Here is a 23,856-nt window from a genome sequence, read left to right as displayed (position 1 = left end):
AAAATCATGAATATGACAAGACAAGTGAGCTTGACTTGTCATTGCACTCCCGCCAATATTATTCTCCATTACTAGAAAGAATAAGCAAACAATGCTATGAACTTAATTACCTTACTAACAGGAAGCACTTCAGGGGGGACCGAATATATTGGTGATTACTTAGCTAATTTACTCACCCGTAATGGTCATGATGTTAATATCACCAATATGGGTGAACTGTCAGATATCCTTTATGCAAAAAGGCTTCTTCTAGTGACATCAACCCATGGAGCAGGAGACTATCCAGAAAGCATTGCGCCGCTAATGGATAAATTAGAATACCAATCTCCAGACTTAAGTCACCTACACTTTGCCGTAATTGCTATCGGTGATTCAAGCTACGATACCTTTTGCGGGGCGGGTAAGCGCGCTGATAAATTACTTGAAAAGTTAGGTGGTCAACGTGATATTAAGCATTTAGAAATAGATGTTCTTGCTTATGAATTACCAGAAGAACTTGCTGAAGTCTGGTTATCCAGGTGGGAAAAGACATTTAATAAATAAGCTTTCACAATTTATTTCCTTTTTATTCAAATTAAAGCCTCAAAATAAAACTTATATATTGTGGATAACTATAGATATAAACAGTGATTAACCTATAGTTATTCTGGTAATAACTTTGATTATAATATCTCCTTGTGTATAAAAAGCTATTTTAATCTCAGGATTTACCAACGTTAATCCAAACAAACACACAAGAAATGATCATTACTAAACAAATGATCATATTGAATATTTAATAGTTATACATAAAGATCATATAGATTAATAAAAGATCTAATAAAAGATCTATTAATATTAAAAATAACTACATTATAATCTCCGAATATACTTTTAGTTCTCTCACTGTTTAAAAAATGATAAGATTATTTTCTTTGCTAATTTAATTAATCAATATTCTTTTTCTAGAGGTCATACGATGTTTTACCCAGACCACTTTGATGTTATTATTGTTGGTGGTGGTCATGCAGGTACGGAAGCCGCGCTTGCTGCAGCACGGATGGGACAAGAAACCCTTCTGCTAACACATAACATAGATACATTAGGACAAATGTCATGTAATCCTGCCATTGGTGGAATTGGAAAAGGACATCTGGTGAAAGAAGTCGATGCACTGGGTGGCCTAATGGCACAAGCTATAGATAAAAGTGGGATTCAATTTCGTACGCTAAATGCTTCTAAAGGTCCAGCTGTAAGAGCTACTCGCGCACAAGCTGACAGAATGCTGTATAAAACCGCAATTCGTAAAACCCTAGAAAATCAAAAAAATCTCTTTTTATTTCAACAAAATGTTATTGATTTGATCATTGAACAAGATAATGTGACAGGTGTTATTACGGAAATGGGTGTAAAATTTCACACAACATCTCTGGTATTAACAGTTGGTACTTTTCTTAATGGAAAAATTCACATTGGCTTCAAAACTTACTCCGGAGGTCGCGCAGGTGATCCACCATCAACAGCGCTAGCTAATCGTTTGCGAGAATTACCATTTCGTGTGAATCGCCTAAAAACAGGTACCCCCCCACGTATTGATGCTCGAACTGTTGACTTTAGCGTTATGCAAATACAACAAGGTGATAATCCATGCCCTGTTTTTTCATTCATGGGAAACACATCTGACCATCCGGACCAAATACCTTGTTACATTACCTACACTAATGAAAAAACACATGATATAATCCGAAAAAATTTCAATCGTAGCCCAATGTATACTGGTATAATTGCAGGTATAGGTCCACGCTACTGCCCATCTATTGAAGACAAAGTAATGCGCTTTGCCGACAAAAAGCAACATCAAATTTTTGTTGAGCCTGAAGGTCTGACAACAAATGAACTTTATCCAAACGGAATCTCAACGAGTTTACCGTTTGATGTTCAAATGGAAATTATTCATTCAATATCTGGATTTGAAAATGCACGAGTGATTCGCTCTGGTTATGCTATTGAGTATGATTTCTTCGATCCTCGTGATCTCAAGCAAACTTTTGAAACTAAATACATCAGAGGTCTATTTTTTGCTGGCCAAATTAATGGTACTACCGGATACGAAGAAGCAGCAGCGCAAGGTTTATTAGCTGGAGTTAATGCGGCGTTGTTCTCACAAGGTAAAGATGGCTGGTGTCCACGTAGAGATCAAGCTTATATAGCTGTATTAATTGACGATTTATCAACTATGGGTACTAAAGAACCATACCGTATGTTTACCTCACGTGCTGAATATCGTTTGTTATTGCGTGAAGATAATGCAGATCTTCGTCTTACTGCAATTGGCCGTGAGCTAGCATTAGTTGATGACACACGTTGGGCTCGTTTTAACGAAAAGCTCGAAAATATTGAGCAAGAAACACAACGCCTTCGTAGTACTTTGATTAGTCCAACATCCAAGCATGTAGAATATATCAATTCAATTTTAAAAAGGCCATTAATGCGAGAAACAAGCGGTGAAGATCTTCTGCGTCGTCCTGAAGTGACATATGATCAATTAGTTGCACAACCTGCGTTTTCACCTGCTCATAGCGATAAGCAAGCGCGCGAACAAGTAGAAATTAAGCTGAAGTATGCGGGTTACATTGACCGTCAAAAAAGTGAAATTGAGAAATCTATTCGTCATGCTAATATTTTATTACCGCTTAAATTAGAATACCATAAAATCAAGGGTTTATCAAATGAATCCGTGGCTAAACTGCAAGATGTTCGCCCAGAAACCATTGGTAAGGCTTCTCGTATTTCAGGTGTTACGCCTGCAGCTATCTCGATTCTTTTAGTACACTTGAAAAAACAAGGCATGCTGACAAAAAAAGCCTAATAGGTTGCGCAACAGCAACAATGTTTTGACAACACATTGAATAAGTAGAAATTAATATCTCTATGTATAAGCGAACCCAATTAATTGACTAATGTGAAACACTATACAAATAGGGAAAAACTTATAACTTAATGTTCATCAGGGTCCACAAACATTAATACAACACATAATGGATAATATGATAATTAACTAACTTATTTAAGGAGTAACTTTCATTGATGTAAGGACAGGTTCAAGTCTAGCGAAGATTATACTTGCAATTATTAATTATTATAAATGGTTCATCTTAATGAAAAACTTAGGTAAGCGTGTTCATTTTATTCAGTAGGTTATTTTTAAGCTTACTATTGATAATAGTTACACCAGTGCATAATTACATTATGGAAAAGTTTACAAAAAAATACAGTTATGCAGCGCAGTAGTAAATGTTCGTGAAAACTATGATTTTATTTTATTGATTGCTACCAACTCTATACTTCTACCTGTGTGGTGCGAATATTTTGTCTTAGAAAGTCTCACAGTATTAATGGATACTATTAGTAAGTTTATTAGCGTAGTGAATGTCACTTCCATGTGGAAGGCTTATTAAAACTAGATATGATCTATGAAATAGATTAGCAACGGAAGTGTCTGATCAAATTCAGTAATATTTTGGAGATAAAGTGTATCGTACTCTTATCCCAGGTAATATTCACTTCACTTCGCAAAAGTGCTTAGGCATGGTAAAATTGCTATGTCTTATGATAAGTATTCTAGTGACGCTAAAGCATATTTGGCATTGGTGAAAAAAATTCTTCATCGTGAAGAACAGATGATGCTTACTTAAAACACTGCTAACACTTCTGAAGGAATAAACCGAATGTTTCAAAACATGGATTGGGCAAAGTACTCGATGTTTTTCTTGTGATAAACGCAAAAGCACAAGAGTATGAGTATATACATATAAAACGCCAGTAAGCCATTAATGACAATGAACTGCAACAACCTTACTTTTACGATTTTAAGACCTAGTAGTTATCAATTTGTATCATATATGAATACAGATGCATTAAATGAGCTTGCGGAGTTAATTTATGCACAAGGCATTATTCAATCACTAGTTTTGCAGCAAACTTGTACGCAGCAATATGAAATTATAGTAGGTTAGCGTTGTTGAAGAGTATCCAAATTAGCTGATTTATCTTACGTATCTTGTTTAATTAGAGTATATAATGACCTAGCAGCTAATGTGACAGCTCTTGTTAGAGAATATGTAACGTGCAGCTCTCAATGCAATGGAAGAGGCAGAAGCTCTCAACCGATTAGTACATAATTTCACATTTACTCACCAACTGTTGGTTAAAACATTAAAAAAATTCGTATCGTAATCAGTAATTTATTGAAATTAAAGAGTTTAAAAAGTAGTATTAAAAATTTATTGCTTGGTTGCCAGCTGGAAATAGATTATTTTATGCTTTTTTTTAAAAAATGAGGCGTAAATTGAAGTTGCTATATTGGCCACGAATAAAAATTTAACCGTGAGGCAGCTCAAAGCTCTCTATGAAAAAATGCAAATATTAGATAAAGAATGTGTATCTCAATTAAGTTTTGCACAGTTTTTAACTGTGCAAGATAGACTCGTAGAAAAGCTAGGTACTACGGAGATTATTTCATAAAATGGAAATGACAATAGAAAATAAGTGAGTAATTTCAGTCAAAGTAACAATCTATGTAGATTTTTTATAATCTTTGGTAAAAATTATGAGATCATGTGTTGAATGTTAAAAATATATTTTGGGTTACTATAATAAGATTACTATGTTGTAAAAATTAACCTAAATTTTTGAAGTGATGAATGAAAGTACATTCAAAAAGTAATTCATAAAAATTTTTAAACTTACCTGGCATAACCAAGATACTTTACGCAAAGGATTCGAGGAATTAATACATGGTATCGACGCTCACGCAATCTGGTCGCAATTTTGCTAAAAAATTGCTTCTGTTACAGGTGCGCGTTGTGTTAGTAACAGCAATTTTAATGGTGACTATTGTCAATATCAAATGGGGAATTTCTGTACTCATAGGCGGTGGCATTTTTGTAATAGCTAACGCAGCTTTTGCAGTGTGGGTATTTTTATTTAGTGGAGCAAGAGCTGCAAAACTCATTATGGTATCTTTTTATAGCGGTGAAATATTTAAAATTGTTTTAACTATTATTTTATTTTGTGTTGTTTATTTGTATGCAGAGGTAGAGCTTGTTCCCCTCAAACTAGCCTATTTACTAATACTTGGAGTGAACATCTTTGCGCCAATTTTATTCACTAATAATAAATAGGAAGAATTATGGCTGCACCAGGTGAAACGCTAACGCCCTCGAGTTATATTGTTCATCATCTTCTAAATTTATCAGTGGGAGAAGGATTCTGGATGGTTCATATTGATAGCCTCTTTTTTTCTGTCCTGATTGGTATTGCTTTTTTATGGTTTTTCAGCTCAGTCGCAAAAAAAGCAACCACAGAAGTTCCTGGCATGATTCAATGTGTGGTTGAAATCATAGTTGAATTCATCGATAGGAATGTCCGTGAAACATTTAAAGGTAATAATCCACTGATTGCACCTTTAGCTTTAACCATTTTCGTGTGGATATTTTTAATGAATATGATGGATTTAATCCCTATCGATTTTATTCCTCATTTTGCAAGTTTGGCTGGCATTCCTTATCTTAAAGTGGTGCCAACTGCTGACGTGAATATTACCCTGGCAATGGCGTTAGGAGTATTTTTTTTAATAATTTATTATAGCCTTAAAATTAAAGGTATAAGAGGTTTTACTAAAGAATTGGCTCTGCATCCGTTTAATCACTGGAGCATGATCCCTTTTAACTTATTACTAGAAGTAGCATCACTACTTGCTAAACCTATCTCCCTTGGTATGCGTTTATTCGGTAATATGTTTGCTGGTGAAGTGGTGTTTATTCTTATTGCAGCATTATTACCGTGGTGGGCACAATGGTTAGGTTCAGTACCATGGGCAATATTCCACATTCTAGTCATTACGATTCAAGCGTTTGTATTTATGATGCTGACTATTGTGTACCTGTCTCAGGCACACGAAGTTCCAGAGCATTAATTATTTTAAAAATACTTTATATGTTAAACTTTAAGGCTATTTAGCAAACAATAAAAAACTGGAGATAGTGATGGAAATTTTATTAAGTTTTTCTGCAATTGCGGTAGGCATCATTGTAGGTCTTGCTTCTCTAGGTACTGCGATTGGTTTTGCACTGCTTGGCGGTAAATTTCTTGAAGGTGCTGCGCGTCAACCTGAAATGGCTTCAATGTTACAAGTTAAGATGTTTATAATTGCGGGGTTGCTGGATGCGGTTCCAATGATTGGTATTGTTATTGCGCTACTGTTTACTTTTGCAAATCCATTTGTAGGTCAATTAACTGGTTAATTTATCTTAATAGATCCTGTCGTTAACTCGTGAGGAATTCCGGTTATGAATATAAATGCAACTTTATTTGGTCAGGCAATTGTATTTTTCATTTTTGTTTGGTTCTGCATGAAGTATATATGGCCACCATTGACGCAAACAATTGAAAAGCGTCAGGAACTAATAACTGATGGTCTTGTGGCCGCTAAACGTGCTGTGAAGGAGTTAGATTTGGCTAAAGCTAATGCTTCTGATCAATTGAAAGAAGCAAAGCATATTGCTGCTGCAATCATTGAGCAGGCTAATAAACGTAAAGTTCAAATTTTGAATGAAGCTCATACTTCAGCTATAGCTGAACGTGACAATATCCTTTATCAAGGTAAGGCCGAGTTGGCAGCTGAACGTAATCATATACGTGATCATTTACGTAAGCAGGTTGCATATCTAGCTGTTATTGCGGCTGAAAAAATTTTGAAGCGTTCAATAGATGCAAATGCTCATCGAGATATTTTTGAAAAAATTACTACAAAACTGTAAAAAAAGGGGTAAATATGTCTGAACTGACTACTATTGCTCGTCCTTATGCTAAAGCGGTCTTCGATCTTGCAGTATACAAAGGTGAGTTAGACAAATGGTCAGAAATGCTTGCCTTTGCAGCCGCAGTTGCCAGCAACGAAACCATCATTCATTACATCAGTAGCATGCATTCAGCGAAAAAGGATGCAGAAATATTTATTTTCGTATGCGGTGAACAGCTCAATGAGTCTGGCCAAAACCTGATAAAAGTAATGGCTATCAATGGTCGCTTAAACGCGTTGCCAAATGTGTATACCCAGTTTAAAACGTTACGTTATGAACATGATAATCAAATGGATGTTGATGTGCTCTCTGCGATTGCGCTAGATCAAACACAATTAGATATTATCATAAACAAGCTAGAAATACGCCTTGAACGACAAGTGCAGTTGCACTGTAGTATAGATGAAACCTTGATTGCAGGGGTTATTATTCGAGCTGAAAACCTAGTTATTGATAACTCGGTAAGCGGATATATCCGCAGATTGAACAATGCATTGCAGTCTTAATGTAGGCAATTTTAGTATGCAACTTAATTCCACGGAAATTAGTAATTTAATTAAAGAACGTATTGAAAAATTCAACGTTATTAGTGAAGCTCGTAACGAAGGTACTATCGTGTCAGTCAGTGACGGTATTATTCATATCCATGGCCTTGACGATGCTATGCAAGGAGAAATGATTGAACTACCGGACAACCGCTATGCGTTAGCACTTAATCTGGAGCGTGATTCGATAGGTGCCGTTGTCATGGGACCTTATGCTGACCTTCAGGAAGGCATGAAAGTGACTGGCACCGGTTGCATTTTAAAAGTTCCAGTCGGTCCAGCTTTACTTGGACGTGTGGTTAATACTTTGGGTGAACCCATTGACGGTAAAGGTTCAATTGATACTGAGTTTTTTTCTCCAGTTGAAGTTATTGCTCCAGGTGTTATTGCGCGTCAATCTGTTAATAAACCCGTTCAAACTGGTTACAAATCAGTTGATGCGATGATTCCTATTGGCCGTGGTCAGCGTGAATTAATAATTGGTGACCGTCAAACAGGTAAAACTGCATTAGCAATTGATACTATTATCAACCAAAAAAAGTCTGGTATATACTCTATTTATGTTGCCATAGGGCAAAAAGCTTCGACTATTTTTAACGTAGTTCGTAAACTTAAAGAACACGATGCACTGAAGAATACGATTGTTGTTGTTGCATCTGCTTCAGAAGCAGCAGCCCTTCAATATTTGGCGCCTTACTCTGGCTGTTCCATGGGTGAGTATTTTCGTGATCGTGGTGAAGACGCGTTGATTGTTTATGATGATCTTTCTAAACAAGCTGTTGCTTATCGTCAGATCTCATTGTTGCTACGTCGTCCACCAGGCCGTGAAGCATATCCAGGCGATGTTTTTTATCTTCACTCTCGTTTGCTTGAACGTGCTGCGCATGTGAATATAGATTACGTTGAAAAATTCACCAATGGTGAGGTAAAAGGTAAAACTGGTTCTCTAACTGCGCTACCAATCATTGAGACCCAAGCTGGTGATGTCTCTGCATTTGTGCCAACTAACGTGATTTCAATAACTGATGGTCAAATTTTTTTGCAGTCTGAACTGTTCAGTGCTGGTATTCGCCCTGCTGTTGATCCAGGGATTTCAGTGTCACGCGTAGGTGGCTCCGCTCAAACTAAAATTATGAAGAAACTTTCAGGAGGTATTCGTACTGCACTGGCTCAATACCGTGAACTTGCTGCATTCGCTCAATTTTCATCAGACCTTGACGATGCAACAAAAAAGCAACTAAATCATGGTCAAAAAGTGACTGAGCTAATGAAGCAAAAACAATATGCACCCATGTCTGTTTTTAAACAATCGATGGTCATTTTTGCCGCAGAAAAAGGTTATTTAATTGACGTTGCAATTGATAAAATTAGCGCTTTTGAAGCTGCTCTGTTGTCATACGCTAAGTCCCAACACGCTGAACTTGTAGCCGAAATAGACGAAACTGGTGATTTCAACAGTGAAATCGTCGCTAAGCTGACTAAGCTTATGGAAAATTTTAAAACAACCCAAATCTGGTAATGCGTAAGAAAACTGCTGTAATGGACTTTTAAAAACGGAGAGTCATGATGGCCGGAATAAGAGAAATTCGTAATAAAATTGGAAGTATAAAAAACACGCAAAAGATCACTAAAGCAATGGAAATGGTTGCTGCATCCAAGATGCGTCGTTCGCAAAATGCCATGGAAGCATCACGTCCATATGCTGTTACAATGCGTAAAGTGATTGGTCATATTACCCTTGGTAAACTTGAGTACCGTCATCCATATCTGACAGAAAGGCAAGCTAAACGAGTCGGTTATATTATTGTGTCATCCGACCGTGGTTTGTGTGGAGGTTTGAATATTAATATATTCAAAAAGGCTATTCAAGATATGCAACGTTGGAATCAACAAGGCATTAAAATTGATATGGCACTGGTTGGTGCTAAAGCTGCGGCATTTTTTAATAACTATGGTGGTAAAGTTTCAGCACAAACATCTGGTTTTGGGGATCGTTCATGTTTGGAAGACATAATCGGAACGGTTGGAATTATGTTGAAAAAATACGATAAAGATCAACTAGATCGCTTATATCTAGTATACAACCAGTTTGTAAACACCATGAGTCAAGAACCAGTAGTAGAGCAACTGTTACCTTTACCTAAATCGAAAGATGAAGAGATGCAGCGCAACCATTCTTGGGATTATATTTATGAGCCAGAACCAGAACCTTTGTTGGATACTTTATTGGTGCGTTATGTTGAATCACAAGTATACCAAGGTGTGGTAGAGAATCTGGCTTGCGAACAATCTGCACGGATGGTGGCGATGAAGTCTGCGACTGATAATGCTGGAGATTTTATTGATAATCTACAACAGGTGTATAATAAAGCTCGTCAGATGGCAATTACTCAAGAACTTTCGGAAATTATTTCCGGTGCAGCTGCAGTGTAGGTAGAGATTTACAAACTAGTTTAAAGGAATTACGATGACTACAGGTAAGATCATACAGATCATCGGTGCAGTCGTTGACGTAGAATTTCCGCAGTATTCGGTACCTCAGATATACGATGTTCTTGAAGTTAAACGTGAAAGTGACTGTTTGGTACTGGAAGTACAGCAACAACTTGGTGGTGGTGTAGTACGTACCATTGCTATGGGGTCATCAGATGGTTTGCGCCGTGGATTGATTGTAAAAAATACTGGTAAATGTATTGAAGTACCCGTAGGTACTGCGACATTGGGACGGATTATGAACGTTCTGGGTGATGCAATTGATGGGCGTGGTAAGATAGGTGAACAAGAGCGTTATGCTATTCATCGCCCTGCACCCAGTTATAAAGATCAAGCGAGTTCAACTGAATTGCTGGAAACTGGTGTTAAGGTTATCGATCTGATTTGTCCATTTGCCAAAGGTGGTAAAATAGGTCTTTTTGGTGGTGCTGGTGTAGGTAAAACCGTCAATATGATGGAACTTATCAACAATATAGCCCTTCAACATTCTGGTTTGTCTGTATTTGCCGGTGTTGGTGAGCGCACTCGTGAAGGCAACGATTTTTATTATGAAATGCAGGAAGCTGGTGTTGTTAACGTTGAGAAGCCTGCGGAATCAAAAGTAGCCATGGTTTACGGTCAAATGAATGAGCCGCCTGGTAACCGTTTGCGGGTTGCACTCACTGGTCTAACTATGGCTGAGCATTTTCGTGACGAAGGTCGTGATGTACTATTATTTATAGATAATATTTATCGATACACACTTGCGGGTACTGAAGTCTCTGCACTATTAGGACGTATGCCATCAGCGGTAGGTTATCAGCCTACGTTAGCTGAAGAAATGGGTGTATTGCAAGAACGTATTACATCAACTAGTTCTGGTTCTATTACGTCAGTTCAGGCTGTATACGTACCGGCAGATGATTTGACTGATCCATCACCTGCTACAACATTTGCTCATTTGGATGCAACGGTTGTATTATCACGTAACATTGCATCACTAGGTTTGTATCCTGCGATCGACCCATTGGATTCAACTTCTCGCCATCTTGATCCTCTTATTATTGGTCAAGAGCATTATGATGTAGCTCGTGACGTTCAGTCAGTTCTGCAGCGTTATAAAGAACTAAAAGACATCATTGCTATTTTAGGTATGGATGAACTGTCAGAAGCAGATAAGATTGTAGTATCACGTGCGCGTAAAATTGAACGTTTTTTGACTCAGCCTTATCATGTAGCTGAAGTTTTTACAGGTCAATCAGGTGTTTACGTTCCATTGAAAGAAACCATTATTGGCTTTAAAAGTCTTATGAATGGAGAGTATGACGATATCCCTGAACAGGCATTCCTGTATTGTGGTGGAATTAAAAAAGTACTTGAAAAAGCAAAAAATTTGTAATGATTATTAGGAGTTGGAGGAGACATGGCTGCTATAACTTTTCATCTGGATGTAGTAAGCGCAGAGAAACAATTGTTTTCTGGACGTGCTGAAGCTATTCAGGTAACTGGTAGTGAAGGTGAGCTAGGTATACTTCCTAATCATACTCCGCTACTGACCGCAATTGCACCAGGCATGATCCGCATTACTAAACAGCAGGGACATGAAGAGGTTATTTATCTTTCTGGTGGTATGCTAGAAGTGCAACCTAGCACGGTCACCGTACTGACAGATACTGCAATCCGTGGTGTTGATTTGGATCAAGCGAAAGCAGAAGAAGCTAAGCGCTGTGCTGAAGAGCATATCCTCAATAAACATGATGATATAGACTTTACTCAGGCATCTAATGATTTGGCAAAAGCAATTGCTCAGCTACGAATTATTAAGATAATGAAAAAATAATATAAATTGCATAGGTAAACTTAGAATAAAATTTAATGATTGATGCTGCTAATTTTACATGATGGCACGATTCTAGATAAACGCTATAATAGGTTTCAACACTATGGAAGAAGATTGCTGATATATTAAATTTTACAATGAAAAATTACTGCTGACTGTTGCTAAAATTATTATATTAATGATTTTTAGAAAGATATTCTTAAAGTGAATGAAGCGACTATGAAGTAAAGTGAGTTTCTTCATGAGCAGGTTGTTTGGTTAGTTTTAAAAATTGGGTTATTTTGTAATTGCTCAACTTCAAGTATCGGCAATTAACTTGAGTTAATTTTGCCTGATGCCAAAGATGAACAGGCTCTATTTTAAGAATAAGTAGCCTCATCAATAGACAAAAAACTAATAGTTGAGCTTATCGTGTGCTACATCTCAAAGGTAAGGAATATTAATCATAGATCCAGTACAACCGTGGAGGTTTAAGAAAAAGTTATTATCGGATCTGTCATTAAAATTCATACCTCTGATTAGATACCTGAGTGTTCATTGAATGGATTAATTAAATTTTTTCAGCTGTATGTATCCTACGAAAAGATTTACAGTCCTTGAACGGCTTTGTTGCTTAATTCGAGTTCAGATAGCAAATTGCAACATGATGTGCTGTTACACTATTGCTTGTTTTTTTAGACATACTTGGCTTTGTAAGCTTATTTAATGCTTTTCTCATTGCATAGATTTAGTTAATTTGAATATCGTAATTTCTTAGGCGTAATGTTTTTCCCAATAGTTTTTAACTTGAAACATTGTCGTATTTGGTAGAGCACTTTTATGATAACTGTACTTTATTTTTCAAGGCTAATTTAAGTCGTGTAACTTCTGATAACTGCTTGCTAAATTATGCGGATGATTGACTGTATTTCCTAAATAAAGAAACTAAATGATTAATCTGCGCTTTAAACAACTAGGTTCACTTAAATATTTAAGTCTAAGAATAAGTTTTGCTACAAAACAACTAACCGAAAACAGTATAATTAAGCTTTAATCAATTGTAGTTCACTAACATTCTGGATTGATGAAGAAGCCATTCACTTATGGAACCAAACTAAGTAAGCCAATAATGGGAAACCTAGTGTATTTAACAACTTAGTTATTATAATGCCTCTTATGGTCAAAGGTGTATTTTCAATATTATTAATAAGTCTGCAAGGATGTATTAATTCTGTTTTTTAAACTTGCTTAACTGCCGTTGTCATGCTTTCGCTATCCATGTGTCAGCAAGCGAGTTAAAATAATGAACATCACATTCAATACGAAGACTAGAGGAACCATCCAGCACTTATCTATTAATTAGACAAGACTAAAAAGTCCGCGGTGAAAGTTAATGGCAAGTAAAAAAGTATGGCATTTATGGGAAGCGGGGAGTATGGATAAGTTACATTTAGCAATAGACATAAATATGCACGCAATCATTGCTGCTGGGCTAGGGTTATCAAATGTGATTGATGGTGCAGTGCTACCTAACTTGCTCAAACAGACTAACCAAAAAAGTAATGAAATATAATGCGATCGTGCTTGCGATGCTAGACAGTGTTACGCAATCATTCGTATTAAACGAACGGTTCCACTCATCCCACCAAGAAAAGGTTTTATTTTTGGGGAGCGAGATTATTTGCGTAATTGAGCGATTAATTACTAAGAATTATATCATTCAAATTATCGTTGCAAAACGAAGTATGGTTCCCATAAAGATTCCCTATTAGGAACGGTAATATTTTAAGTTAAAAAACTACTTGAAAAAACAGTGAATCGGAGGGATTACAATGCCCAAATTAACGTAATTTTCACTATGAAATAAGCTTACAGGGCTCAGTATGCCTAAAACGGAAGCACTAGTTTAATAGTGAATCATGTGGGGATTTGCTCTCTGAACGTGCATTAGGAAACAAAGGGCAAGATTTATCATAAAAATTCATAAAATAACTGTTTTGAAAGATAAAGTATAACTTTAGCCCTACTGAATAAGTAAGTGCTTAACTTCTTTGAGCATATTTTGAATAATTAACTAAAAAAGAAGCCATGTTTACGCTTTGATTTAAGATGGCTATACGTGCTTCATGAGGCAGTTTAGAAAAATACTCTAGTAGTCGATTGACATCCTGCTTATATTGTACATCATGTAATGTTACGCCTCTATCGCCATAAACAAACCATACCAATGGGCGTTCTGTTATTTCGGCAATTTCAGATAAAATACGAATACGTGGTTCAGTTTTACCGGTTTCGATATCTAAATATGTTTGACGCGCTACTTCTAGCAATTTCGCCATATTCACCTGAGTAATCCTTTTCCACTCACGCGCTTCTTTAATACGTTGTGCTACCTGTGATTTTGAATCGATCATATTTCACCTTTACTCCCTACGATATATAGTTTTAGTGATGTTTTTGCTGATTTAGCTATAATGTGCACAATACACGCCAATTGCTTCGACAGGATATAATAGAAGTAAAATCAATAAAGTATATAAATAAAATAGCGTAGTATTGATCTTTCTAGAGGACATATCTAATTATTACTGCAAAATAATTTGCACAATGCAAAATATAAATTTTTTGTACATTGCAAATAGCAACTGTAAAAAATATTTATTGTTTTATGGTGATTATTTTAATCACTGTGGACATTAAATATTATTTTTATTCATTTAAAAAGTAATGAAAATTTGAAATTATTAAACTTGAATACACATATATAATATATCAGGCAAGAATAAAGGAGCAAATTATTGAGTTTTTTTATTAATAATATGAGTGTATATGATTTCTTTCGAGTGTTATGTATCAACGTTCTATAACGTTGTCTTGATTTTTGTACAGGAAGCAATAAAAGTCTTTGAAGTAAATAAGCATGGCTCTTCATGGGTGCTAAGTAATTTATTTCTGTATTTAAGTTCAAATCAAAAAATTTTTTTATTGTATAAATGACTATTGCTCTCACTTAACTGCAATATATGTAAGTGATCCAGCATTTCTGCAGTCAGTATTGTATCATCAGTGCATAAGGTTGGTTCTTGTCAAAATTACAAGTGGTGAATTAACCTAATATTTCATGCGTATAGCTTTTATGTGCAATCAACTTGAAAATATTAGAGTGATCGTTTGAATATGAATATATTTGCGCTGGTTATTTGAACTCAAATTAGGAAATAAAATTCATAACAACAGCAGTTGATCAAAAGTAAAAATAGAATTGATACATCTTTGCCGGCTGCGCAACTGTATTACCAAAACTCGTTTGACCAGGAGAGTGATCGTAATGGCTAACTCATTACATAAATAAAATTTTATACGATTATTCTGCTGCATTTAATTTTATAACTGAATAACTTATTAATTGATTCATAGTGTTAACTAACTGTGATTACTTAAAACTTGATTATACAAATTTTGGTTCGCTGTATTGTAGTGGAACTTACTCAGGAACCTAAATATTTAAGTGAATTTAGCTGTTCTATAGAGTATCGACGGATGATGTGCATGTTCCACGTGAAATAAAATTATGAAAAATAAAGAAAGTTTCATCAATGCGAGTAATTAAGATTATTTATGAAGCAGAGAAATATCTGCAACGTTCAAAAACTGGCTATGTAATATATTGAGTAATGCTAAACGGTTAGCTTTAAGTGCTTCATCATCCGTCATGACCATAACGTTCTTGAAAAAAATATCGACTGGTTCATAAAGATCTGCTAATTGCGTCAATGCGGTTTTATAATCGCTAACAGCAAACAATGGAACTAAGTTATTAACTAAAGCAATCACTTTATTTGCTAGTACTTTTTCTGCGTCTTCAACCAAAAGGGTTGTATCAATAGTAACTGGTAGTTGGCCTTTAAATTTATTAAGTATATTTCCTACACGTTTGTTAGCAGCAGCTAATGAATTTGCTGTATCAAGTGAACGAAAATAAGTCACTGCCTTAATACGTTGATCTAAGTCAGCTGGTTGAGTTAAGTGACGTGCAAGCACCGCCTGAATAACATCTATACTGTATCCTTTATCTTGGTACCACGCCCGAAAACGACCTAACATGAATTGAATAACATCTGTTACTACGTTATTATTAGTCAAGCGGCTAGTGCCATCTTTAAGGGTAAAAAAAGATTTAGATTTAGGAATCAAATCTGCTAGATCTAAGTCATAACCGTATTCTATGATAATACGTAGTACACCTAGTGATGCGCGGCGCAGTGCGAATGGATCGGAACCTTTTGGTGCTTCGCCAATGCCAAAAAGTCCAACTATAGTATCAATTTTATCCGCCAGTGCTATAGCTGAAGAGATCCCGTGACTTGGTAGACTATCGCCCGCAAAACGAGGCATGTATTGCTCGTTAAGAGCAATTGCTACTTCTTCTGCTTCGCCATCATGGCGTGCATAGTGCATGCCCATACTGCCTTGAGTTTCAGTAAACTCAAAGACCATAGAAGTCATTAAATCACACTTTGCTAATAGACCTGCACGTTTTACTTTTTTTATGTCAGTGCCGATTTTGTCTGCAATGTAGCCAGCAAGCTCAGTAATACGGTCTGTTTTGTTTTTGAGGGTACCAAGATCTTTTTGAAAAATAGCGGTTTCTAGTTGTGGAAGAAAATTTATTAAAGGGAACGTACGATCAGTATTGAAGAAAAATTCCGCATCTGCTAAACGAGGACGAATGACCTTCTCGTTACCTTCGATAATATGTTTAGGCTCTTTTGATTCGATATTAGAGACAAAAATAAAATTTGGTAGAAGTTGTTTGTTTTCTCTGTAAACAGGAAAGTATTTTTGGTCCCTTTTCATAGTATAAACTAAGGCTTCTGTTGGAATTTTTAAAAATTTTTCTTCGAAGGTTCCGGTTAACACTACTGGCCATTCAACTAAGGAAGTGACTTCTTCTACTAAATCGTCGTCTAAGTCAGCTATGCCGCCAATCAACTCTGCTGCTTTTTTAGCGCCAGTAAGAATGATGGCTTTACGTGCCTCGTAATCTGCTATAACTTTGCCGCGTTCTTCTAAAATGGCTGGATATTGATCTGCATTATCGATGGTGAATTCTGCTTCACCCATAAAGCGGTGACCACGAATGATCCGTGATGATGATACACTCATGATGGTGCCTTCAATTAACTCGTCACCCATCAAAATAGTAAGTGTTTTTACCGGACGGATGAATTGGGTGTCTTTATCACCCCAACGCATAGGTTTAGCTATTGGCAGGGTAGTCAGTGCTTTGTCAGCCAGTGCTACAATGATATCATTTGCATTTTGACCTTTAACTTCATGTTTATAAAAAAGCCGTTCTCCTTTATTTGTTACTATACGGTTAGCTTGTTCAAGAGTAATACCATTACTATGTGCCCAGCTTTGAGCTGCTTTTGTTGGATTACCATTAGCATTAAATGCCACTGCGATAGCTGGTCCATATTTATCAATCAGCTTATTGGCTTGTTGTTCAGCAAGCTCTGCAACTTTTAATGCAAGACGTCGAGGTGTTGCATACCAAGTAATTTCTTTATGCATTAATTTAGCATTTTTTAATTCTTTTTCAAAGTTCGCAGAAAATGCTTCAGCAAAAGTGCGAAGTCGTATTGGTGGCAATTCTTCTGTGCCTAATTCAATCAAAAAATTTTTTACCATTTTACTTATTTTCACCCTTTTTTAGCATCGGAAAGCCTAATGTTTCTCGAGAAGTATAATAGACTTTTGCAACTGCTTTAGTTAAATTACTAATACGCAGGATGTAACGTTGACGCTCAGTCATTGAGATAGCTTTACGTGCGTCTAGTAGATTGAATGTATGACTTGCTTTTAAAATACGTTCATAAGCTGGTAGTGGGAGTGGCTTTTCAAGAGCAAGAAGATGCCAACATTCTTTCTCACACTGCTCAAAATAAATAAATAAAAAATTTATATCAGCATGTTCAAAGTTATAAGTGGATTGGTCGGCTTCATTTTGGTGGAAAATGTCTCCATAGGTTATTTTACCTAATGGACCATCTGACCACACTAAGTCATATACAGAATCAACGCTTTGAATGTACATAGCAAGACGTTCAATACCGTAAGTGATCTCTCCGGTAACTGGCTTACACTCAAGACCACCAACCTGTTGGAAGTATGTTAATTGTGTTATTTCCATTCCGTTTAACCAAATTTCCCAACCTAGACCCCAGGCGGCTAATGTTGGGTTCTCCCAGTTATCTTCAACGAATCGAACATCATGCACCTCTAGATCAATGCACAATACACGTAATGAATCAAGATACAGTTCCTGAATATTGTCTGGAGACGGCTTCATTATGGTTTGAAACTGATAGTAATGTTGAAGGCGGTTCGGATTTTTGCCATATCGACCATCAGTTGGACGGCGTGAAGGTTGAACATAAGCTGCAGCAATTGGCTCAGGGCCAATTGCACGTAAACAAGTCATTGGATGAGAGGTGCCAGCACCTACTTCCATGTCGAGAGGTTGCACTATGGTACAACCTTGCTTGGCCCAGTAATCCTGCAGCGCGAGGATCATGCCCTGAAAAGTTTTTACATTAAATTTCTGCATCATTAGGTTCGCGCGATCTATGGATGGGAAATCACATATAGATTATAACGCGTTAGCTGTACGATAAACAGTATTGCTTTAGTAAGACTCTTAAATTTTAAGTAGTTGAAATACCATATTCATTAAAAATTAGATTTATTATTTATATTTTTTTCCAATTCAGCAAATTTAAGTGCCATTTCGTTCAGTTTTTGACGAGTACAAAAAAGAACTTGTGTATGAATATCAAATTCTTCGCGGCTTACTACATCCAGTTTTGTTAATTGAGATTGGATTACTTCACGAACTTTTTGATCCACATCATTTCCTAGGTCTTTTACTGATTGCGGCATGCACTCCTGAATTTGCTTAACAACTTGTTCTAGCTTCTTTGGATCGAACATGCGCATCTCCTTATCTTCATGATGTGATTCTCAACAGTCTGCAGATTATTGTGAAAATACTATTGTGATAGTATTTGATAAAAAATTCACCAAAATAATACGGGTTATTTTAAGTTGATGGTCAAGACTAACTGTAAATAAATTTATTTTTATAATATTTCACCGGCTTTATTGCTTCATTTGAGTTCAAATAATAAATTTCAACGCAATTCACGATTAAATTCTTTCTGTTATTGTAGATAGGCTGAGATCTGTCAGCTTATTTAATGCTTTTATCTTGGCGTAAATTTCGTCAATCTGTGCGCTATAATCTCTTAGGTTAAATTTTCCTCTGAATAGTTGTTTCGCTCAAAATATTGCTGTTTTTGACAAAGAATTTTTATGATAGCCATACTTTATTTTCCAATGCTGATCTGAACCTTATAGCTTCTGATTATTGACCGCTAATTTACACGGATGACCTCGTTCCCAAAAAGTTGTTCCTTCACTTGGTGGAATGCGTGAAACCGCTCGTTTAATATAAACGGTTTCGTAGCATGCTCTGGTGTCATAAGTACCATCGGCTAATATTTCATTAGTTTTGCGAAGAGTCTATTTGCATAATTTAGATAGCATTTCACTGTCAGTCATATTTGATGCACTTAATTCAGTAGCAATGACTTCATGCGCATTTATATCTACTTCTACATGTCATTGCTCCGGGTTCATTGTTTCCTCATCAGCACTATGCTTTTTACTTTCCATTTTTCTTCACTGTAGACTTTGAACCCCGTAGAATCAATGGCTAAATGCTGGATGCTTTCTTTATTCTTCATTCTTCGTCTTGAACGAGACGTTAGCTGTTTTGGCTCGCTTGCGAATGAATAAATAATCGTGAGGGCATGCCAATGGCAATTAAATAAATTTTACAATAGGATTAATGAATCCTTGCAGACCTCTCAATGGTATTAAAATATGCATTTAACCATGCGGCCATTGGAATGGCTAAATTGCGAAATAAACGAGGTCTCCCACGTTTACCTGGCTTAGTTTAATTCCATAGCGGAATGACTTTTTCATTAATCCAGAGTGTTAGTGAGCCACGATTGATGAAAGCTGATTATACTTTTTCTATTTAGTTGTTTTGTAGCAAAGATTTTTTATAAACCTGAATATTTAAGTGAGCCTAATTGTTTAGAATGTTGAGTGAAAATTTAGTTCTCTTTTTGAGGAAATAAAGCCGGTTACTACAAATATTTTTTAGCAGAGAAAGCAATGGTTCGAGTTAAAAAAACTACTGGGAGGGACATTGAGCCTAAGGGATCACACAACTCAGATTAATGAAACTTACAGCATGATAAAAGCGTTAAATAAGCTGACAAGGCTAAATATGCCTAATACTAAAGGGATTATCTTATAGCTCATCATATTGGAATTTACTCTCTGAACTAGAATTAAAAAATATGATTATGGATTAAAAATTTTGCATCGTATATAGTGTGGTCATAAATTTTAAAAAATATAGAATCTACAATGCTACACAAATATAGATAGAGCTATATTTGCAATGTCCATAAGTGGATTACATATATTGATGATCAATATTAATCAAATGGATTCAATATAGACTTGTGTTCATAATATGAATGCTATCATTTCTCTTTTCTTTGATATAATCGAAAATTTACTTGTCCGGCGTATTTTTCTTGAAGCATCTCCCAATGCATTGGTACATTAATGTTACTAAGTTCTTTTTCCGCTTCAACATAAATTAATGCATTTTGACTTAGCCAACCGTTCTGCTCTAATTGTGAAATAGCATCGTTGAGTAGCTTTTTTCTAAATGGCGGATCAATAAACGTCACATTAAAAGCTTGGCCTGGCTGTGATAAATAAGTCAGCGCATCAGTATTCAAAACCATGGCATTATCTGCTTTTAACGTGTTGATATTTAATTTTATTTGTTCAGCAGCCTCTGTGTTTAGTTCTAAGAGGGTGACATGCTCTGCATTGCGAGACAAAGCTTCCAAACCTAGGCCACCACTACCGGCAAATACATCCAAACACTTCGCTTGATAGAGATTGGTTGCCAGCCAGTTAAACACTGTTTCCTTTATACGATTAGTTGTGGGTCGTAGGCCTTCAATATTTTTTACAGGCAGTTTGCGACCTCGCCATTTACCACTAATTATACGAATAAAACCGGAGCCATTACCGACTGACAGTGATGAATTTTTACATGTTCTCGTGTTCCGTGTTGCAAAATTTTTAGGATTACGTATGACCATAAAATTTTGGTCCGTTAAAAGGTGTTAGTATATGTTGATTAGGTAACGATCAGTGTCTCCTCTGCAATTTATAAGTTAGCTACTTAATGGTTAATAATTAATGATACCGGCTACTTTCGTTGATATCACTCTGCTTTAAAAAATGCATTAATACTTAATGATCGCCCTGCATTTATATACGTGGTATGAATCGTCTTTTATTAGTTCACTATGATTGTGTTGATTGTACCAACTATACTATAGGATTTGTCAATGGTAGAAAAAAAGAAACGTGAATTTATGTTCTGGCTGTGTTCCGGTGGCAAGAAAAATGACCAAGAAAAACAGCTTCAAGTAGAGAAAGATGCTCGTTTAGAAACTGAAGATGTGTCGACTAAAGCAGTAAAAATAGAACAAAAAAAACAAAAAAAAGAAAGTTTTTTGGTACGTTTGAAGAGTGGTCTTCAAAAAACCAAGCTCAATATTGGTACGAGTTTCTTTCGTTTATGTAGTGGCAAAAAAATTGATGATACTCTGTTTCAAGAACTGGAAGAACAACTGCTTATTGCAGACGTTGGTATGGATACCACCACTCAAATAATCAGAAGCCTAATTGTTAAAACAAAGAATCATGATCTTAAAAATGGTGCAATTTTATACGGTTTACTTAAGCAGGAAATGAAAGAGATCTTAAGTACAGTTGAAAAACCATTAAAAGCGCAGTGTAGTAATGACCCATTTGTTATTTTGATAGTTGGCGTTAATGGTGTAGGTAAAACTACGACCATCGGTAAGTTGGCAAAACAATTCCAGCAACAAGGTAAATCCGTGATGTTGGCTGCAGGTGATACTTTCCGTGCAGCTGCAGTAGAGCAGCTCCAAGTGTGGGGCGATCGTAATAATATTCCTGTTATTGCTCAACATACTGGAGCAGACAGTGCCTCTGTTATCTATGATGCAATTGAGGCAGCAAAAGCACGAAAGATTAATGTCGTGATTGCAGATACTGCTGGTCGTTTGCAAAATAAAGTGAATTTAATGGAAGAATTGGGAAAAATTGTTCGCGTGATGAAGAAGCTCGATCCGAATGCACCGCATGAAACTATGCTGATTATTGACGCAGGCACGGGTCAGAATGCCATTAGTCAAACCCGTTTGTTTAATGACATAGCACCTTTGTCTGGTATTACCTTAACTAAGCTTGATGGTACAGCGAAAGGAGGGATAATTTTTGCGGTGGCCAAGCAGTTTAATATTCCACTGCGTTACATTGGGGTGGGAGAAGAGATTGACGATTTAAGCCCCTTCGTAGCTGCAGACTTTATAGAAGCTCTATTCAGTCAGGAGGATTGACCAGCATGATTCAATTTCAGCAGGTAAGCAAAGTTTACAGTGGTGGGCAGCAAGCATTACAAAAAGTAAACTTTCATCTACCAAAAGGTGATATGGCGTTTCTGACTGGTCATTCAGGTGCTGGGAAAAGTACTTTGCTGAAGTTGCTCTGTGCAATAGAACGACCAAATGATGGGCAAATTTTGTTTAATGGTCACGATATCACCAAAATGAATCGTAAAGAAATACCTTTTTTACGCCGCCACATTGGAATAATTTTTCAAGATTATCAACTTTTGACGGATCGCAGTGTGTTTGACAATGTGGCTTTGCCACTTCGCATAGAGCAAGCCGATGAATTTCATGTAAAAAAGCGTGTATCGGTAGCGCTAGATAGAGTAGGTATACTCGATAAAATTGCATGCTTTCCGACTCAACTATCTGGCGGTGAACAGCAGAGAGTTGGCATTGCTCGTGCGGTAGTGAACCAGCCACAAGTACTGCTTTCAGATGAGTCATCAGGTAACTGTGATATCACATTGTCGGCACAAATTATGGAGTTATTCTGTCAGTTTAATCAGGCTGGGGTAACAGTATTAATGGCCACAAACGATACATCTTTGCTGTATCGCTATGACATGCGTCGTTTTGATTTGAATGGCGGACATTTATTTGAGGTGCCTCTACATGACTAACTTCATTGCGTTACACAAGCAGCAGGGTGGTCAAGCATTTCGCGATCTACTCAACAGGCCTTTGGGTAATATGCTTACGGTGTTGGCACTTGCATTTTCACTCGCGCTACCAACGACATTATTTATGCTGGTCAAAAATGTCATGATGATGGCTGAAGCATGGCGAGTTCAAAACCAACTCACTGTGTATATGAACCAAGATGCTTCTGATTCGGCCATTGACTCGTTCTATAATAAGCTCTCGCAATGGGAAGGTATTGACAGTGCGGCATTTATTTCTCCTGATGAAGGTCTTACTCAACTGAAGCAAATTCAAGGGTTAGATGAAGCCATCAGTTTATTAGACAGCAATCCGTTGCCTTCGGTCATTGTGGTAACTGCAACTAATGATGATGTAGTTCTTACTAGAGTGCTTGCCGCTAAGCTTCTTGCTGAATCATTAGTGGAGGAAGTCCGTTTCGATAGCGATTGGTTGCAACGTATGGTAGCGATTAAATCCTTGGTGTTAACCTTAACTTTGGTATTTGCTAGTTTAATGTTAATAGGGGTATTTTTGATCATTGGTAATACTCTGCGTTTGCAGGTGTTGAACCAAAAAGCGGTAATTCAAGTCTTAAAGCTAGTTGGCGCAACGGATAGTTACATAATTCGACCTTATTTGTACACTGGCGTATGGTTGGCACTTGCAGGTGCATTGGTTGCTTGGGTGGTGACACTAATCAATGGCCTGCTTTTAAACACGGTGGTGACAAAATTAGCTACATTGTATAATAGTAGTTTTTGCTTATACGGTTTGCGGATGGATGAAAGTCTTATTTTATTGATGGTCACTGGTTTTATAGGATTATTTGCCGCGCGATTGGCAGTAAGCAAATATTTACGTGAGATTGAACCCATATAAAAATTGAA

The 23,856-nt window shown here is 36.5% G+C and carries 19 protein-coding genes and 4 pseudogenes; 17 read left to right on the top strand and 6 right to left on the bottom strand.

Translation table 11 applies throughout. The features are described from left to right. Positions 1-96 precede the first annotated feature (96 nt). The 13 genes and pseudogenes from mioC (at position 97) to BTN50_RS04320 (ending at position 13,588) form a co-directional block, all read left to right on the top strand. Positions 97-543 (top strand): FMN-binding protein MioC, encoded by a 447-nt coding sequence (mioC, locus tag BTN50_RS04375; protein WP_096619165.1) that lies wholly within the window; start codon positions 97-99, stop codon positions 541-543. A 415-nt stretch (positions 544-958) separates the two neighbouring features. Beyond that, positions 959-2,848, top strand: coding sequence for a tRNA uridine-5-carboxymethylaminomethyl(34) synthesis enzyme MnmG (gene mnmG, locus BTN50_RS04370; RefSeq protein WP_096619164.1), 1,890 nt, complete (start codon positions 959-961; stop codon positions 2,846-2,848). A gap of 964 nt (positions 2,849-3,812) precedes the next feature. Continuing rightward, the gene (locus BTN50_RS12200; protein WP_394336741.1) at positions 3,813-3,995 is read left to right on the top strand and encodes a ParB N-terminal domain-containing protein; all 183 of its coding nucleotides are present in this window, start codon (positions 3,813-3,815) and stop codon (positions 3,993-3,995) included. Between the two features lie 780 nt (positions 3,996-4,775). Further along, on the top strand, positions 4,776-5,162 hold the full coding sequence (locus BTN50_RS04365; protein ID WP_096619163.1) for a F0F1 ATP synthase subunit I: 387 nt from the start codon (positions 4,776-4,778) through the stop codon (positions 5,160-5,162). A gap of 8 nt (positions 5,163-5,170) precedes the next feature. After that, positions 5,171-5,956: a F0F1 ATP synthase subunit A gene (gene atpB / locus BTN50_RS04360; RefSeq protein ID WP_096619162.1), complete on the top strand. Its 786-nt coding sequence runs from the start codon at positions 5,171-5,173 to the stop codon at positions 5,954-5,956. 70 nt (positions 5,957-6,026) lie between these two features. Next, complete coding sequence (gene atpE, locus BTN50_RS04355; RefSeq protein WP_096619161.1) at positions 6,027-6,284, top strand: F0F1 ATP synthase subunit C; 258 nt, start codon at positions 6,027-6,029, stop codon at positions 6,282-6,284. A gap of 45 nt (positions 6,285-6,329) precedes the next feature. After that, complete coding sequence (atpF, locus tag BTN50_RS04350) at positions 6,330-6,800, top strand: F0F1 ATP synthase subunit B (protein ID WP_096619160.1); 471 nt, start codon at positions 6,330-6,332, stop codon at positions 6,798-6,800. Positions 6,801-6,814: 14 nt separating this feature from the next. Further along, a complete protein-coding gene (gene atpH, locus BTN50_RS04345; RefSeq protein WP_096619159.1) occupies positions 6,815-7,348 on the top strand; it encodes a F0F1 ATP synthase subunit delta in 534 nt (177 codons plus the stop codon). Between the two features lie 16 nt (positions 7,349-7,364). After that, positions 7,365-8,906, top strand: a complete 1,542-nt coding sequence (atpA, locus tag BTN50_RS04340; protein WP_096619158.1) for a F0F1 ATP synthase subunit alpha — start codon at positions 7,365-7,367, stop codon at positions 8,904-8,906. Between the two features lie 47 nt (positions 8,907-8,953). Next, positions 8,954-9,820 (top strand): F0F1 ATP synthase subunit gamma, encoded by an 867-nt coding sequence (gene atpG / locus BTN50_RS04335; RefSeq protein ID WP_096619157.1) that lies wholly within the window; start codon positions 8,954-8,956, stop codon positions 9,818-9,820. A 34-nt stretch (positions 9,821-9,854) separates the two neighbouring features. Then, positions 9,855-11,258, top strand: a complete 1,404-nt coding sequence (atpD, locus tag BTN50_RS04330; RefSeq protein ID WP_096619156.1) for a F0F1 ATP synthase subunit beta — start codon at positions 9,855-9,857, stop codon at positions 11,256-11,258. A 24-nt stretch (positions 11,259-11,282) separates the two neighbouring features. Beyond that, positions 11,283-11,699: a F0F1 ATP synthase subunit epsilon gene (locus tag BTN50_RS04325; protein ID WP_096619155.1), complete on the top strand. Its 417-nt coding sequence runs from the start codon at positions 11,283-11,285 to the stop codon at positions 11,697-11,699. Between the two features lie 1,032 nt (positions 11,700-12,731). Further along, a pseudogene (locus BTN50_RS04320) lies at positions 12,732-13,588 on the top strand (IS5 family transposase). 132 nt (positions 13,589-13,720) lie between these two features. On the opposite strand, the gene BTN50_RS04315 reads toward BTN50_RS04320, so the two are convergent. The 5 genes and pseudogenes from BTN50_RS04315 to BTN50_RS04295 all read right to left on the bottom strand — a co-directional run bounded on the left by BTN50_RS04315 (position 13,721) and on the right by BTN50_RS04295 (position 19,764). Then, on the bottom strand, positions 13,721-14,092 hold the full coding sequence (locus BTN50_RS04315; protein ID WP_096619154.1) for a helix-turn-helix transcriptional regulator: 372 nt from the start codon (positions 14,090-14,092) through the stop codon (positions 13,721-13,723). 1,198 nt (positions 14,093-15,290) lie between these two features. Continuing rightward, positions 15,291-17,372 carry a glycine--tRNA ligase subunit beta gene (glyS, locus tag BTN50_RS04310; RefSeq protein ID WP_096619153.1) on the bottom strand — a complete coding sequence of 694 codons (2,082 nt, stop codon included), beginning with the start codon at positions 17,370-17,372 and terminating at the stop codon, positions 15,291-15,293. 1 nt (position 17,373) lies between these two features. Then, positions 17,374-18,291 (bottom strand): glycine--tRNA ligase subunit alpha, encoded by a 918-nt coding sequence (gene glyQ / locus BTN50_RS04305; protein WP_096619152.1) that lies wholly within the window; start codon positions 18,289-18,291, stop codon positions 17,374-17,376. 122 nt (positions 18,292-18,413) lie between these two features. After that, positions 18,414-18,674, bottom strand: coding sequence for a ubiquinone biosynthesis accessory factor UbiK (gene ubiK / locus BTN50_RS04300; RefSeq protein ID WP_096619151.1), 261 nt, complete (start codon positions 18,672-18,674; stop codon positions 18,414-18,416). Between the two features lie 216 nt (positions 18,675-18,890). Beyond that, positions 18,891-19,764, bottom strand: a pseudogene (locus BTN50_RS04295) (IS5 family transposase). 131 nt (positions 19,765-19,895) lie between these two features. On the opposite strand from BTN50_RS04295, the pseudogene BTN50_RS11050 reads away from it, so the two are divergent. Then, positions 19,896-20,073: pseudogene (locus BTN50_RS11050) on the top strand (IS5/IS1182 family transposase); the annotation flags it as partial. Positions 20,074-20,305: 232 nt separating this feature from the next. Here the strand turns inward: BTN50_RS11050 and rsmD are convergent. Further along, positions 20,306-20,941: a 16S rRNA (guanine(966)-N(2))-methyltransferase RsmD gene (gene rsmD / locus BTN50_RS04290; protein ID WP_096619150.1), complete on the bottom strand. Its 636-nt coding sequence runs from the start codon at positions 20,939-20,941 to the stop codon at positions 20,306-20,308. A gap of 408 nt (positions 20,942-21,349) precedes the next feature. Here rsmD and ftsY point away from each other — a divergent pair. From ftsY to ftsX, 3 genes and pseudogenes are all read left to right on the top strand, one after another. Beyond that, positions 21,350-22,273 (top strand): annotated as a pseudogene (gene ftsY, locus BTN50_RS04285) (signal recognition particle-docking protein FtsY); the annotation flags it as partial. 5 nt (positions 22,274-22,278) lie between these two features. Further along, positions 22,279-22,947, top strand: coding sequence for a cell division ATP-binding protein FtsE (ftsE, locus tag BTN50_RS04280; RefSeq protein WP_096619148.1), 669 nt, complete (start codon positions 22,279-22,281; stop codon positions 22,945-22,947). Next, on the top strand, positions 22,940-23,848 hold the full coding sequence (ftsX, locus tag BTN50_RS04275) for a permease-like cell division protein FtsX (RefSeq protein ID WP_096619147.1): 909 nt from the start codon (positions 22,940-22,942) through the stop codon (positions 23,846-23,848). The genes ftsE and ftsX overlap by 8 nt, the downstream gene beginning before the upstream one ends. Positions 23,849-23,856 lie beyond the last annotated feature (8 nt).

The sequence above is a fragment of the Candidatus Enterovibrio altilux genome (assembly GCF_002381345.1).
Classification (GTDB): Bacteria; Pseudomonadota; Gammaproteobacteria; order Enterobacterales; family Vibrionaceae; genus Enterovibrio; species Enterovibrio altilux.
The sequence above is the reverse complement of the archived record's forward strand: the minus strand, read 5'-3'. Positions and strand labels throughout refer to the sequence as shown.

Bases quoted from the DNA above. Each gene is read 5' to 3' on its own strand.
- rsmD (WP_096619150.1), bottom strand. From the start codon at position 20,941: ATGGTCATACGTAATCCTAAAAATTTTGCAACACGGAACACGAGAACA.
- atpG (WP_096619157.1), top strand. From the start codon at position 8,954: ATGGCCGGAATAAGAGAAATTCGTAATAAAATTGGAAGTATAAAAAAC.
- mioC (WP_096619165.1), top strand. From the start codon at position 97: ATGAACTTAATTACCTTACTAACAGGAAGCACTTCAGGGGGGACCGAA.
- atpA (WP_096619158.1), top strand. From the start codon at position 7,365: ATGCAACTTAATTCCACGGAAATTAGTAATTTAATTAAAGAACGTATT.
- atpF (WP_096619160.1), top strand. From the start codon at position 6,330: ATGAATATAAATGCAACTTTATTTGGTCAGGCAATTGTATTTTTCATT.
- BTN50_RS04325 (WP_096619155.1), top strand. From the start codon at position 11,283: ATGGCTGCTATAACTTTTCATCTGGATGTAGTAAGCGCAGAGAAACAA.
- glyQ (WP_096619152.1), bottom strand. From the start codon at position 18,291: ATGCAGAAATTTAATGTAAAAACTTTTCAGGGCATGATCCTCGCGCTG.
- ftsX (WP_096619147.1), top strand. From the start codon at position 22,940: ATGACTAACTTCATTGCGTTACACAAGCAGCAGGGTGGTCAAGCATTT.
- mnmG (WP_096619164.1), top strand. From the start codon at position 959: ATGTTTTACCCAGACCACTTTGATGTTATTATTGTTGGTGGTGGTCAT.
- atpD (WP_096619156.1), top strand. From the start codon at position 9,855: ATGACTACAGGTAAGATCATACAGATCATCGGTGCAGTCGTTGACGTA.
- BTN50_RS04365 (WP_096619163.1), top strand. From the start codon at position 4,776: ATGGTATCGACGCTCACGCAATCTGGTCGCAATTTTGCTAAAAAATTG.
- atpH (WP_096619159.1), top strand. From the start codon at position 6,815: ATGTCTGAACTGACTACTATTGCTCGTCCTTATGCTAAAGCGGTCTTC.
- ftsE (WP_096619148.1), top strand. From the start codon at position 22,279: ATGATTCAATTTCAGCAGGTAAGCAAAGTTTACAGTGGTGGGCAGCAA.
- BTN50_RS04315 (WP_096619154.1), bottom strand. From the start codon at position 14,092: ATGATCGATTCAAAATCACAGGTAGCACAACGTATTAAAGAAGCGCGT.
- atpE (WP_096619161.1), top strand. From the start codon at position 6,027: ATGGAAATTTTATTAAGTTTTTCTGCAATTGCGGTAGGCATCATTGTA.
- glyS (WP_096619153.1), bottom strand. From the start codon at position 17,372: ATGGTAAAAAATTTTTTGATTGAATTAGGCACAGAAGAATTGCCACCA.
- atpB (WP_096619162.1), top strand. From the start codon at position 5,171: ATGGCTGCACCAGGTGAAACGCTAACGCCCTCGAGTTATATTGTTCAT.
- BTN50_RS12200 (WP_394336741.1), top strand. From the start codon at position 3,813: ATGACAATGAACTGCAACAACCTTACTTTTACGATTTTAAGACCTAGT.
- ubiK (WP_096619151.1), bottom strand. From the start codon at position 18,674: ATGTTCGATCCAAAGAAGCTAGAACAAGTTGTTAAGCAAATTCAGGAG.